At 41.8% G+C, this 14836-nt stretch carries 9 protein-coding genes and 1 pseudogene; all 10 read left to right on the forward strand.

Annotation, left to right across the window (positions count from 1 at the left end):
* The first annotated feature begins 73 nt into the window (after positions 1–73).
* The 10 genes and pseudogenes from NSTCB13_RS13705 (at position 74) to NSTCB13_RS13750 (ending at position 14769) form a co-directional block, all read left to right on the forward strand.
* The gene (locus tag NSTCB13_RS13705) at positions 74–331 is read left to right on the forward strand and encodes a hypothetical protein (RefSeq protein WP_448265178.1); all 258 of its coding nucleotides are present in this window, start codon (positions 74–76) and stop codon (positions 329–331) included.
* A 684-nt stretch (positions 332–1015) separates the two neighbouring features.
* Positions 1016–1708, forward strand: a complete 693-nt coding sequence (locus NSTCB13_RS13710; RefSeq protein WP_448272706.1) for an NHLP bacteriocin system secretion protein — start codon at positions 1016–1018, stop codon at positions 1706–1708.
* On the forward strand, positions 1632–2456 hold the full coding sequence (locus NSTCB13_RS13715) for an NHLP bacteriocin system secretion protein (protein ID WP_448272707.1): 825 nt from the start codon (positions 1632–1634) through the stop codon (positions 2454–2456). Before NSTCB13_RS13710 ends, NSTCB13_RS13715 begins: the two co-directional genes overlap by 77 nt.
* Before the next feature lie 155 nt (positions 2457–2611).
* Complete coding sequence (locus NSTCB13_RS13720) at positions 2612–2863, forward strand: hypothetical protein (protein ID WP_448272708.1); 252 nt, start codon at positions 2612–2614, stop codon at positions 2861–2863.
* A 130-nt stretch (positions 2864–2993) separates the two neighbouring features.
* A pseudogene (locus NSTCB13_RS13725) lies at positions 2994–5303 on the forward strand (NHLP family bacteriocin export ABC transporter peptidase/permease/ATPase subunit); the annotation flags it as partial.
* Between the two features lie 114 nt (positions 5304–5417).
* Positions 5418–8372 carry an NHLP bacteriocin export ABC transporter permease/ATPase subunit gene (locus tag NSTCB13_RS13730; RefSeq protein WP_448273196.1) on the forward strand — a complete coding sequence of 985 codons (2955 nt, stop codon included), beginning with the start codon at positions 5418–5420 and terminating at the stop codon, positions 8370–8372.
* Positions 8373–8515: 143 nt separating this feature from the next.
* Positions 8516–10069, forward strand: a complete 1554-nt coding sequence (locus NSTCB13_RS13735; RefSeq protein ID WP_448272709.1) for a YcjF family protein — start codon at positions 8516–8518, stop codon at positions 10067–10069.
* 215 nt (positions 10070–10284) lie between these two features.
* Positions 10285–10779 carry a quercetin 2,3-dioxygenase gene (locus tag NSTCB13_RS13740; protein ID WP_445628080.1) on the forward strand — a complete coding sequence of 165 codons (495 nt, stop codon included), beginning with the start codon at positions 10285–10287 and terminating at the stop codon, positions 10777–10779.
* A gap of 256 nt (positions 10780–11035) precedes the next feature.
* Entirely contained in the window at positions 11036–12688 is a 1653-nt protein-coding gene (locus tag NSTCB13_RS13745; protein WP_448272710.1) for an alpha/beta hydrolase, read from the forward strand.
* A 329-nt stretch (positions 12689–13017) separates the two neighbouring features.
* Positions 13018–14769, forward strand: coding sequence for a protein kinase domain-containing protein (locus tag NSTCB13_RS13750; RefSeq protein ID WP_448272711.1), 1752 nt, complete (start codon positions 13018–13020; stop codon positions 14767–14769).
* The last annotated feature ends 67 nt before the right edge of the window (positions 14770–14836 follow it).

Raw genomic sequence — 14836 nt, forward strand, 5'->3', positions numbered from 1 at the left:
ATCTCCATAGTAGGCTCATGTTGAGTTACTATTTCACTGTTCCAAAACCATTTTGTACCAGGAAGGAATTTGTATGTCAGTTGTAACATTTGAACAAGAAACACTCGCAGTCATGACCGAGTTAGCTGATGAAGAAATCAGTGAAATTGTCGGAGGACGCGGAGGTGTAGATATCGATACCAAGGCTAAAATTGACGTTAAAACCAAAGGTGGAAACGTACAATCGAATGTTCAAGTTGGTGTTGCAATAGCAATTGGTGGAGGAGATGCTAAGGTTATTCAAAAATCAAAGCAAGACATTGATAATAGCAAAGACCGTGTATACTTCTAGTACTAACTAGTACTAATAGATACTAAGCTATCTCCATAGCACGTTCATGTTGAGTTATCACCTCAACCAAAAGTCACTTTAAGGTGTTTGTATTGCCAAAATATTTATCTATGATGATTTGTATCATCCCTACAAATCAAAACAACACTAAGCTAGCAAGCATGTAAGTTATGCATTATTTCGTTAAGAGAGTTATTAAACAGTAATCCTTTGCCAATTGCTACGAACAACTGACAAAGGACTACAAACGACCCTTACGAATAAGCTACAGACATCTTATAACATAGTGGTCTAACTATTTCTGGCATCACAATCCTTTACAACGTTACACGAACATTGGCGGGTGTAAACCAGATAATAACGAAAGGTCAAAAGGTAAGCGACCAATTGTTATTATCCCTTACTTCTTACCTACCCGTCAATGTTTTCATATAAAGATTACAAAATCGTTACTTTAACGAAAATTTACTATTCATCTACGCAAAATTTAAAAATAAAAAATTTGATTTTCTCAGCTTTCGACCTTTCATCAGATGGTAGGTTGATTTTTGCATCTGAATATTAGTATGCCAAAGCAAACAAAACATATCCGCCTTCCGCTGAAGACAGAAGGTAATTTTTTGTTCAGGTGTCAGCCTAATACCCAATTCCTTCTAAATGCAATGCAAATTGGGATGGTTTATAGTGATTAATCAAAAAAGCGACCTATTCCGCAAAGAAGCTTTAGAACGTGCTTCTTCGCCGGAAGAACTAGATCAAATTATGCAGGTAGTCAGCCCGAAAAAGTGGCTACCTCTAGTTGCTGTTGGTTCGTTGGTGGCAACGGGGGTGACTTGGAGTTTTTTAGGTCGAATCCCAATTACGGTGACGGGTACTGGAATCATAGTTTATCCCAGTACAATTACCTCATTCCAGTCACCGATCGCAGGTAAATTGCGAACAATCAATGTCCGAGTTGGCGACTTTGTAAATAGAGGAGATGTGCTGGCGACGCTAGACCAAAGCGAACTGATGAAACAGCTACAACTAGTCCGCTCTAAATTAGGGCAACTACAAACAGAAGATCGCGCTGCTAGTTTAGTGCAAGTACAGCGACAAAATGCAGACAAAGAAGCGATGAAGCAGCAACGCCAATCTTTGCAGCAAAACCTCCAAGCGGTACAGAAACTCACCCCGATTTTAAAAGAGAAAGGGCTAAATTCGATTCAACGCGATCGCGCCAATCAAACCCAAAGCTTACAAGCACTGCGGGATCTCTTACCTACCTTCAAAAAGAGATTGACCCAACCGCCAGCAGCTATTGCAAGAGGGAGCAATTTCTGGCGATACAGTCTTACAGTCACAGCAAGACTACTTAAATGCTGTCACCCAAATTAATGAAGCCGAATCGCAACTCAAGCAACTAGATGTCAAAGAAGCAGATGCCCAACGCCAATATTTAGAGAATTTGAACTCAATTAAAGATTTGCAAGCGCAATTAAAACAACTAGATAGCAAAGAAGCGACTGCGGCGCAACAAGATTTAGAAAATGTAACTACCCGCAAAAAAGAAATTCAGGAAGTCCAACGGAATATTGTGCAATTAGCACTGCAACTATCAAGCAACAGCTTAGTCAAAAGCAGTTACTCAGGACGAATTTTAGAAATTTCCGCAAGTCCCGGACAGGTTGTTTTACAGGGTACACCCATCGGAGCGATCGCCGCACAAAAGCGATCGGCTCAACCTGTGAGCGTGGCATTTTTCCCCGTTGGCGATGGTAAGCAAATTCAACCAGGGATGAAGTTACAAGTCACACCTAGTACAGTGCAACGCGAACGTTTTGGTGGCATCATCGGTGCTGTTACAGAAGTCTCAGCCTTTCCTGTGACTAAAGAAGGTGCATTAAGTGTAGTCGGCAATTCCGAATTTGTGGAAGCTTTGATGTCACAAGGGCCACAGATGCTCATTACGGCACGACTGCAACCAGACAATTCCACCTTCAGCGATTACAAATGGTCTTCTTCTCAAGGGCCACATATGAAAATCACTTCTGGAACTACCACCTCAGTACAAGTCACCGTGGAAGAACGCGCCCCAATTACCTTTGTTCTACCGATTCTGAGATCCTGGAGTGGCATTTCGTGATCTTGGCGATGAGAGGAATGAGGAAGAAATTATTCAAAATTTTACCCATCCAATCAACCTTGACGCTGTACTAAAGTGCGGAAATTACTTAAATAAGAATGCATTTTGGCATACTGAGAAAACAATGTATCTAATTATTTGCGGAAAACACTAAAATGAATACGCGATCTACTGAAATGAGAAAGCATTTAGGCTTTTTGCTTGCTGAATCTACTGAAATGAGTACGCGATTTACTGAAATGAGAAAGCAATATGCCTTTTTGCTTGCTGAATCTACTGAAATGAGAAAGCATTTGAGCAAAATGAGAAAGCATTCAGGCTTTTTGCTTGCTGAATCTACTGAAATGAGAAAGCATTTAAGCAAAATGAGAAAGCATTCAGGCTTTTTGCTTATTAATTTGGCTTAATCAATACAATCAAGACTTTAGAAGGGAACAGTAGTGTAATACAGCAATTTTAGTCATGTTGAAAAATAGTTAAGAATTTATGTTTAAACGCTTAAATTAAGCCAAAGTCCAAGTTTTAAAAAATATTTTTATGTTCTGGCGAAATCTGCAAAATATATTAGGGCGCTTGCGTAAAAACAAGCGGTGTCATACTCCGACTCTGTTGCAAATGGAGGTAGTAGAATGCGGCGCTGCTGCTTTGGGAATTATTCTCGGTTATTACAATCGCATTGTCCCACTAACAGAACTGAGGCAAGCGTGCGGTGTCTCGCGGGATGGAGTTAGTGCCTTAAATATCTTGAAGGCTGCCAGAAATTATCGACTCAACGCTAAAAGCTTTAAAACTAACTTAGCTGGCTTGTCGCAGTTAAAATTTCCCTACATTGTATTTTGGAACTTTAACCATTTTTTAGTAGTAGAGGGAATCGGCAAACAGCGAGTTTATCTCAATGACCCTGCTACTGGACGGCGCATCGTCTCCTTAGAAGAATTCAGCGGCGCTTACACAGGTGTGGTGCTAGTTCTAGAGCCTGGTTCGGAGTTCCAGCCAGGAGGACGCAAGCCTAGCACAATCTTAGCTTTGTGGTCGCGGTTGCGAGGCTCCATTGGCGCATTACTTTACTGCGTGCTGGCAGGATTTTTGTTAGTAATTCCGGGACTGGCTATACCTGCATTTTCCCAGGTATTTGTAGACAACATATTGATTGAGCATCGGTATGAGTGGTTGCGTCCCCTAATTTTAGGCATGATCTTCACAGCCGGACTCAGTGGATTTTTGACGCTGCTACAGTTGCAGTTTTTGCGTCAAATGAAAATTAAATTGTCCGTGGGCATGGAGAGTCGGTATCTGTGGCACATTTTACGCCTACCTGTTAGTTTTTACGATCAGCGGTATGCCGGAGAAATCAGTAGCCGCATACAACTCAACGACAGCATTGCCAATATGCTTTCTGGTGAATTAGCGACTACTGCGATCGCAACAGTATCAGTATTTATATATGTAGTAGTGATGCTGCAATATGATGTTGTACTAACTTTAATTGCGATCGCCTTTGTCGCAATTAACCTTGCCGCCTTACAGTGGGTGAGAAAGCGGCGCACAGATGCCAATATTAAACTCATCCAAGAAGAGGGAAAAGTTCGCGGCGTAGAAATTTCTGGTCTTCAGAGTATGGAGACGCTAAAAGCATCTGGATTGGAGTCAGATTTTTTCTCCCGTTGGGCGGGTCACTATGCCAAAGCCATCAACACCCACCAGGAATTAGAGGAAACAAACCAGACAATAGGTGTTTTACCATCTTTTCTCGGTGCGATCGCTTCTATGCTGCTTTTAGCTGTAGGCGGTTTGCGAGTCATGGATGGAGCCTTGAGCATCGGTATGTTAATAGCCTTTCTTGGCATGATGCAAAGGTTTTTCGCCCCAGTAAGTAATCTCATCAGCCTGGGAAGCGAACTTCAAGAGATGGAAGGTAATCTGACTCGCCTTGATGATGTCTTGCGTAACCCCATTGATTCGCAGTTGCAGGAAAGAGGCAGGGGGGTAGGGGAGCAGGGGGGCAGGGGGGCAGGGAGCAGGGAGCAGGGGGAATGGGAAGAGGTAGGAAAGACAAGAAAAGAAGAGAAGTTTTTACAAAAATCTCCCCTCTGCCCCCCGCACCCTGCCCCTCTGCCTCTTGCCAAACTTCAGGGGTATGTTGAATTACGCAATGTGACCTTTGGTTATAGCCAAATTGCCCCGCCGCTAATTGAAAATTTTAGTCTCTCACTCCAGCCAGGGCAACGAGTTGCCTTGGTGGGTGGGAGTGGTTCTGGTAAGTCTACTGTTGCCAAACTTTTATGTGGGCTATACGAACCGTGGCAAGGAGAAATTCGATTCGACGGCAAACCTAGAAAGGAGATTTCTCGCCAAGTACTAGCCAATTCTATTTCTGTCGTCGAGCAAGAGATTTTGTTATTTGCTGGCAGCGTCAGAGACAATTTGACGCTTTGGGATACTACCATACCTGAGAGTCATCTTGTCCGAGCTTGTCAAGATGCAGCGCTTCACGATGTCATCCTTTCACTACCTGGAGGCTATCATGCTGACCTTTTAGAAGGTGCGACTAATTTGAGTGGTGGTCAGCGACAACGGCTAGAAATTGCCCGTGCTTTAGTAAATAATCCCAGTATCTTGATCGTGGATGAAGCCACCAGTGCCCTGGATACTGAAACAGAAAATACCGTCACTCGTAATCTGCGGTTGCGCGGTTGTACTTGTATCATCGTGGCGCATCGACTCTCAACCATCCGAGATTGCGATGAAATTATTGTCCTCGATCGCGGCAAGATAGTCCAACGGGGAAGCCATGCACAATTGCAGCAAGTTGAAGGGCCGTATTTACAATTAATTCGCAGTGAGGGAGCAGAAGAGGCAGGGGAGCAGGGAGCAGGGGAGCAGGGGAGCAGGGGAGCAGGGGAAGAAATTACTTCCTTGTCCCCCGTGTCTTCCTTGTCCCCCTTGTCTCCCTTGTCCCCCTTGTCTCCCTCATCCCTCTTATCTTTCGCAAACCTCAAAGGACAACACTATCGTTTTCAATGCAATGAATCGCTACTGCTAGATGACCCGGAGACAATTTGGCTGGTAAAATCTGGTTACTTGGCGCTATTTGCGATCGCAGTTAACGATCGCATTCCCGAAGGCACTCGTCGCTATTTATTTAGTAGCACAGCTGGACAAGCGATGTTTGCGATCGCACCAAGTTTAGAGGGCAAGCAGCAAGAAGTTTTAGCAGTGTCACTTGAGGAGACAGAAATTCTCAAAGTATCCAGAGCAGACTTTAACCAGTTGTTTGCTGACGCTAATAAAGAAGTAGTAACTCTGATAGAACGCTGGATTTACCAAGTAGGTTCGGTACTTGCTGGGATCGCTACGCCAACGACACCAACATCGCTGCCAAAAACCCGCCAGTTCTCCTTAGTCGAAGACCAAATCTTCCAGCCGCATCAAATATCGTGGGTGCAAATTCTCCAAGGGCGTGCTAGATGGATGGGGTTTGAGGAACTGCCGTTAACTTCTGCCTCTGGAATGTTGCCTTTGGCTGAAAATATGTGGTTACAAGCAGATAACACTGTGGAGTTGAAAAGTGTTAACACCGCCCAAATCGCAGATATCAATTCCTTGTTAGGTGGTTTGTGCCAACTACAAACTTACTTTCTCCACTGCATTAACCTGCTGCAACGGCAGGAGATGGATGCAGAATTACTGAGATTTCAAGCCAGAGAACGTCTTGAGAGCCAAGTGATGCAAGAGACGTTAGCAGAATTAGCATCTGTATTGCCACAGCCAAAATCAGACGGGCTAGATAATAGTTTAGGATTCAGTAGTAATCTTGATGCAACTGACCCAAACCAAGCCTTACTAATTGCTGCTGGTGCTGTGGGACGAGCATTGGGAATTAAGATTCATCCGCCAGCTGCCTCAGAAGATTCTAATCGAATCCAAGATCCTGTAGAAGCGATCGCTCGTGCTTCGCGTATCCGCTTGCGACGAATTCAATTGCGGGACAACTGGTGGCAAAAGGATTGCGGGCCGATGTTGGCATTTACGCTTGCCGATAAACTGCCAGTGGCACTATTACCAGTGTCTGATACACATTACAAACTCTACGTTCCTGGGGAACGAACCCCTATCTCTGTCGATGCCCAAATAGCAGCAGCCCTAGCTAAGACTGCCTACGCATTCTATCGACCTTTACCTGATAAAAAGCTGAAAACTTTTGATTTACTTCAGTTTGCCCTCCAAGGACATTACAAAGAACTAATTATAGTTGTAGTAATGGGAATAAGCGTTAGCCTGTTAGGAATGCTGACACCTCAAGCTACAGCTATCCTGATCGACAAAGCGATCCCAGATGCTAATCGAGGCTTGTTGAGCCAAATTGCTGTTGCTTTGGTGGCTGCTGCCTTTGGCGGAACGCTGTTTCAACTAGCCCTTGGGTTTGCCACCATTAGGCTGGAAACTTTTGCCGATTCCTCCACCCAAGCCGCAGTGTGGGATCGATTGTTAAACTTGAAGGTTTCCTTTTTTCGCTCTTTCTCAGTTGGTGACTTGGATTCTAGAGTCACGGCTATTACTCAAATCCGCCAGCGACTCGGTAACACAGTCTTAAAAACAATCTTCTCCAGTTTGTTTTCCTTATTGAATCTGGGATTGTTATTTTACTACAATGTTTCCTTAGCTCTCATAGCTTGTGCAGTGGCACTGGTAAATATTGCCGTCACTATCATCTCTGGTAGTCTTATTGTCCGTAAAGTTCGCCCATTACTAGAGCTACAAGGACAACTTTTTGGCGTGATGGTGCAGTTAATTAATGGAGTTGCCAAACTCCGAATCGCCAAAGCTGAAACCCGCGCCTTCGCCTACTGGGGTAAACAGTATACGCATCAACTGAAATTAATGCTGAGTACCCAAGGCATTGAAGATAGCCTCGCGGTAATCAATCAAGTATTACCTGTGTTAACCACTGCTGCCCTCTTCTGGTTTGCTACTAGCTTAATTGGGCAATCCCAAACTCCTGGAGCAGGTGGTGGTTTATCCACTGGCACTTTCTTAGCATTCAACGTTGCTTTTGGCACGTTTATTAACGGAGCCACTAGCTTAAGTAGCACAGTTGTGGAAGTTTTGCAAGTTTTACCCTTGTGGCAACGGGCCCAACCAATTTTGCAAGCTGAACCAGAAATTAGTTCCGCTCAAGCAGATCCGGGTAGGCTATCGGGCAAATTAGTTGTAGATCGGGTAACTTTCCGCTATCGCGACGATGGCCCCTTGACGTTAGATGATGTCAACATTCGTGCTGAACCAGGAGAATTTATTGCCATTGTTGGGCCTTCTGGCAGCGGGAAATCAACTTTATTGAGGTTACTGTTGGGGTTTGAATTACCGAAATCTGGCACAATTTACTACGACGGGCAAGACTTAACTTCTTTGGATGTCCATGCTGTACGCCGTCAATTGGGTGTGGTACTGCAAAATAGTCGGTTGATGTCAGCCTCGATTTTCGAGAATATTGCCAGTGGTGCCTTGGTGACGATGGACGAAGCTTGGTCAGCAGCCCAGATGGCAGGTTTAGCAAATGATGTTGCAGCCATGCCGATGCAGATGCATACAATCGTCAGTGAGGGAGGTAGTAATCTTTCTGGTGGGCAACGACAACGGCTGTTGATTGCTAGGGCGTTGGTGTTGAAACCCCGAATTTTGCTATTCGATGAGGCGACTAGCGCTTTAGATAACAGAACCCAAGCAATTGTCAGTGAAAGTTTACAACAGCTGAAGGTAACTAGGGTGGCGATCGCCCATCGCCTCAGTACTATTCAAAACGCTGACCGAATTTACGTACTTGCAAATGGCAAAGTAGTGCAGCAGGGTAATTTTGTTGAACTAGGAAATCAATCAGGGCTATTTGCACAACTCATGATGCAACAGTTGCTTTAATTGTGTTAGGTAATTGAATTAATCATTCTCATTATTTTTTTCAGTAATTTATTCTTTGCAAGTCCCCTACTCTGGTAAAAAATGCTGAAACTATTAAGATTAAAAGCATCTGCCTACTGAATACTCACTAATCTTTCTCAGCCATGCCTCTGTCACGCATAGTAACGCTGATTGTCGGTCTGATTGTCATTTTGGGGCTAGCCCTATGGCTAATTGATTCCCTGTCACGCCTCTATTGGCAATTATCCTATTCGCCGTTGCTAGGCAATTTACTGCTGTTGCTGCTGATCGTCCTGATTGGAGCCTTGGTTGCCGCTTTTGTTTATTATGTATTGGTGATGAGATCCGGGGAAAAGCGATCGCGTCGCAACCCGAAGCGAGTGACTGCGGCGCAAATTCCGGCTGCTAAATCTGACGCAGCTTCTACAACTCTCCAGGCTGTGCGGCAACAGGTAGCGCAAATTCAAGATGAAGTCACCCGCCAAGCTTTATTAAGTCGATCGCGAGAGATTGAAGCCAACCTAGCACGGGGTGAACTTCAAGTAGTGGTATTTGGTACGGGGAGTGCTGGTAAAACTTCTCTAGTTAATGCGATTATGGGACGCATGGTCGGTCAAGTAGATGCACCGATGGGTACAACTCAGGTTGGAGAAACCTATTGTTTGCGGTTGAAAGGATTAGAACGCAAGATTTTAATTACAGATACGCCGGGGATTTTAGAAGCAGGAGTGGCGGGAACAGAACGGGAACAAATGGCGCGAGAACTGGCGACAGAAGCAGATTTACTTTTGTTTGTGGTAGATAATGACTTACGACGCTCAGAATATGAGCCATTGCGGGGGTTGGCAGAAATTGGCAAGCGATCGCTTCTAGTTCTCAACAAAACTGATTTATATACAGATGAAGATAAAGAAGCCATCCTTGCGAGATTGCGTCAACGGGTACGGGGATTTATTGCTACTAACGATGTGGTAGCGATCGCTGCTAATCCCCAATCTGCACAACTAGAAACTGGCGAAACCTTCCAACCAGAACCGGATATTGTCCCTTTGTTGCGGCGCACGGCTGCTGTTTTGCGTGCCGAAGGTGAAGATTTGGTGGCGGATAATATTCTTTTGCAATCTCTGCGATTGGGAGATGAAGCGCGAAAACTCATTGATGGGCAGCGTCGCCGTCAAGCTGACAAAATCGTAGAACGGTTTCAATGGATTGGCGCTGGTGTGGTATCAGTCACGCCGATACCAGTTGTAGATTTATTAGCCACAGCCGCAGTTAATGCTCAAATGGTTGTGGAAATTGGCAGAGTGTATGGCTGTGAATTGAATATGGAACGGGGACGAGAATTAGCTCTTTCTTTAGCGAAAACCATTGCTAGTTTGGGCATTGTTAAAGGAGCAATTCAATTATTATCTACAGCCTTGCAACTTAATGTTGCCACCTTTCTGGTTGGTAGAGCAATTCAAGGTGTGACAGCAGCTTATTTAACGCGAATTGCTGGTAAAAGTTTTATTGAATATTTTCGTCATGACCAAGATTGGGGTGATGGGGGAATGACAGAAGTTGTGCAGAAACAGTTTCAAATTAATCGCCGAGATGAATTTATTAAAGCTTTTATTCAAGAAGCGATCGCACGGGTAGTGAAGCCATTACAAGATAAATCTGAGATGGTTGAACATGATGAAGAAGTCAATAGTTAAATATTATAGGCAGAAAACAACCAATTCTTTAGATAGAAGCCTCCAGTAAATATCAGTTTTAGCATGAAATAATTATCCTAATTACTTTTTGTAAAATAATAGTGGGTAGCGCATTGGAGGTTAATTACTGGGCTTTGGAATCATGCTAGGCTGTGTCTTAGTGATTTGTGCAAGCAGAGCAATCTGTTTGTCATGAAACTCAGGAGATGATGAAAATGACAATTAATCATGGGATCTTATCGCAACTAGGTGATGGTGATAGTTATTCAGTAGCAGGCGATGTAGCCACCTTTAAAGCTACGAGCGAACAAACTGATGGCAAGTATGCACTGTTTGAAGTAGTACTTGCACCCCAACTAGGCCCGCCGCCACATATTCATAGTCGAGAAGATGAAGCATTCTACATTCTTGAAGGTTCGATTGAGTTTTATCTTGATGAACAAACAGTTCTAGCAACTCCTGGAACATTCTTGCATTCTCCTATAGGTCAACTCCATAGTTTTAAAAATATTGGTTCTGCACCAGCTAAAATGCTGATTTGGGCTACCCCAGGTGGAATAGAAAAGTTTTTTGCACAAGTCGGAACTAAAGTAGAGAATTCATCAGTTCCACCGTTACCTATAACTCAAGAAGTGATTGACAGGATATTAGCAACTGCTCCCAAATATGGAATTACAATTGTCCTTCCTGAAACAGAGAATTCTCCATAAAATTGAAATTTTAATCCCAAAAATTTTTCAGTTTTCAGGATTATTTGCTTATAAATCACTCATATAAGTACTGAGTGAACTCAGTATCTATGCAGGCTGATTGCAGAACTAGGGAAAAGGGTAAGGGCGAAAGGGAAAAGGAATAAAAAACCTTTCCCCTTTTCCCACCTCTTGCAAAAGTAACTTTTGCAAGAGGTCTACTGAATATAAATTGTCAAAGGAAATAGACCTAATGACTTATCCTAACAATCAGAGTTTGCCAGACAATCAACCGTATAAAATTTACGAATTTAAAAAAAATAATCAGGAAAAAATACCTGGTTATTTAGTAGTTAGTACTGCGAAACTGAACGTTGAGACAGAAGAAGACAATTCTCATAGGTATTTCTCATCAGTTGCAAATAAAAAGTTTTTTAATCTCAATGATGGAGAAGCTGAACCTTCAACCCAACAGATGATTGAAAAAATTTCTCAAAGTTTGCAATCAAGCCCCGACCCAGAAATAATCATCAATATTCATGGATATAGTTCTACACCATCGGATACAGAGACGGGGTGCAAAAAGATTTATGAATATATTAATACGCATATTGAACAAGCAAATAAGTATATTTTTATCGGATACAGATGGCCATCAGAAAATCCTGTAAAAACGGATGAGTCTGGTTCCTTTAGACAAAAGCTAATCAACGCACTTTATTCTCTACCAACTTTACTAGCTATTAATTTAGCTTTGGGACTAACAATTAGTATATTGTCTACCATAGCTTTATTATTCCTAAATATTTTGAGTAATGGTGCTGTCCACTTTTTCACAGGGTTGTTAATTTTATCTGGGATTGTATCTTCAATTATCTTTACACTAATTATTCTCAGAATATCTACTTATTTTCGTGATATTTACAGAGCAAGTAATTATGGAACTACAGATTTAGTTGAATTGATCAGACAGTTGGATTACACAGCAAAACTTCTCCCAAATAAGCGCATTAAATTATCTTTTATTAGTCATAGTATGGGGTGTTTTGTAGTTACAGATGTAATTCGGATTCTCTCTGATGTTTTTGATGTTAAATCTATTAATAAAAAACCGAATTCGGATATTGGTAATGTATTTCGATTAGGCAGACTTGTGCTAGTTGCACCTGATATTCCTGTAGAAAGTATCTTGCCAGGACGTGCTAATTTTCTTCGTTCTTCTTTACGTCGTTGTGAAGAAGCTTATATATTTTGTAATGAAGGAGACCTAGCGTTACGATTTACCTCTACTGCCGCAAATTATTTTAGTTTCCCAGCGCGAACTCGTATTAGTGGGTACAGGCTTGGGAATATAACAGTTAAACATTTCAACAATAAAAATGATTCAGTGGGTCACACGCCCAGATATGGAGTTGTTAATTTACACGAACAAGACTATGGCAAAGGTTACAGACTTGATAATCCTTATAAATATTTAGAAATTCGTTCTTCTAGTAGCGAACATAGAAAACTTGAAGAGATAACTGAAATGTCAGAAGAGTTGGTACAACCCGCAGATTTATTTACATATTTTGACTGTACAGATTATAAAGATGACCGGATGAAGCAAATCGGAATAGTTAGTTCTGCCATCCAAAAGCCAGCGATAAATTTTGGGAATTATATTTTCCTCACCTTGGCATTTATTCGGAAGTCTTTTAACAATAGAGATCCTCAAGGTGTTGATACCCACACGGGCTATTTTGAAGGTGTTTTTAGTCAGAAGGCTATTTATGAATTAGCTTTTTTAGGATTTCAAGGATTTTTGCAATCTTTGTCAATTGAAGGAGGCGAGTCCGAGCAAATTAGCATTTTTTCTCAAAAATGCCACGAAAAGCAAATTCAAGTGATTCTTGCGCCGCAAATATATCAACAAAAGACTCAAGATTAGACTTTCTTCTTGCCTTGGTTGCCTTTAGCACTTGCCGGACAAACTCGACATTTTGATGGGCAATTGCAGATTGTAAGGTATTTTTTCTACAAGGCAGCTATGATAAACATCAATTTCTCAGTTAAGAATATAACACCGCCAATACTTCGCATTTTGTTTGCGAAGTATTTGTTTTACTAAAAAAAAGATTTTTTACCCGCAATAATACTTAAAAAAAATTAACTTATATTTAAAGTGTCAAAATTCTGGTTATTTATTTCTAAAGTATTCCGGAAACAGGAGGGAATGTCAGAAAAACTAGATAAAAGGACTTACTGAGTAGGCAGGTCATGACCCACCACATAATCGGTAAATTACTACAAGGGCGTTACCAAGTTGTCCAAAGCCTCGGTGCAGGGGTGTTTGGGCAAACATACATTGCTGTAGATGTAGATTATCCAGAGAATCCTAAATGCGTTATTAAACAGATTAAAGTTAGCAGTTCCGAATCCGGCTACTTGGAGATGTTGAGGTTACTGTTTCTGACTGAAACCCAAACCCTCAAGCTTCTGGGAAGTCACGACCAAATTCCTGAATTTATCGCCTGTTTTGAAGAAAACGAGCGATTTTATATAGTGCAAGAATGTATTGAAGGACATGCGCTGACTGCGGAATTGCCCATCGATCGACATTTCGGCTGTCTGTGGAGTGAGAGCGAAGTTGTAGAATTTTTGATAGATGTCTTAGGTATTCTAGAATCTGTTCACTCTCAAGGCGTTATCCATTGCGATATCAAGCCGGAAAACTTGATTAGACGTACTGTTGATAACAAGTTAGTTATGATTGACTTTGGCTCAATCCAGTCGATCGATTTTGGCATAGGTGCAGAATTGCCCATTTATAGAATTCCCGTGACTTCATTGGGATACATACCGCCAGAACAATTTATTGGTCAAACACAGCCTAACAGTGATATTTACGCTTTGGGTATGATTGCTATCCAGGCTTTAACAGGGCTAGAACCACTACAATTAAAAACCGATCCTTCTACTAATGAAATTTTTTGGCGTTCTCAAAACACGCCAGTTAATGATTATTTAGCTGCTGTTCTCAGCCAGATGATCCGTTATAATTACCAAGACCGCTTTCAGTCTGCGGGTGAAGTATTGCGAGTACTCAAACAAATAATTTGGGAACCTCAGCCATCAGAAACATTACAAGAAGATTCTCAATTTTCCCTAGAAGTAGCAAAAAATCCTGCGTCTGGAAAATTATCCCCATTATTAACGGGAATGAAAGTAGGGCTAGCAGCTAATTCTTTATTAATGGGATTTGGTGTATATTCTTTAGTTAATACATCACCTGCATATTCAGAAACAGATACATTATATAAAGCAGCAAAAGAATATCAAGCAGGAGATTTGGAAGAAGCGATCGCACTTGCTAAATCAATTCCCTCCCACAGCAATGTTTATCCAGAAGCGCAAGCCACAATTGAAGAATGGCAAGAGCAATGGCAAGTAGCTGCACAGCAATACGAAATAGCACAACTAGCTTTTCAAGAGAGCAGATGGTCAGATGTTCTTCATGCTGCTGCGAAAGTTCCCAAGATTTTATATTGGCAATCTAAAATAGATAAAATTGTTCAGAAAGCATCTGTCAACATTGAAGCACAGACGCAAGATTTATTAGCAAAAGCTTACGAAAAAGCTGCTGATAAAGATTTTTCTGCCGCCTTACAATATCTGCGTCAAATCCCTCAAGAAAGTCATGCAGGTGCTTTAGTTCAAGACAAGTTAGCTGAGTACAATCGAAAGCGGCAGATCAGAGCAGCCTACTTTTTACAGAAAGCCTATAAAAAAGCATCTATTGGTGATTTCGATCGCGCTGTCAAATTTCTTAAAAATATTCCCAGTGATACTCTAGTTTATGCTCAAGCTCAAGTCAAATTGAATGAGTATACTCAAAAACAACGCGTGCTAGCTGACAATCAAAAGATAGCTTCTACAAAAAGAACAAATTTATTCGTCCCTAAAAACTCAGTTACTAAGGTTGAATATCTTCAAGAAGTAAATTACCTTCAAGAAGTTAATATTCGGTAGGTTTAATAATTTGTAATCACGCTCTCTAGGAGATGCTGTATGTAGCTTTTGATAGGACAAGGGGAAA

It is taken from the genome of Nostoc sp. DSM 114160 (genome assembly GCF_053470305.1).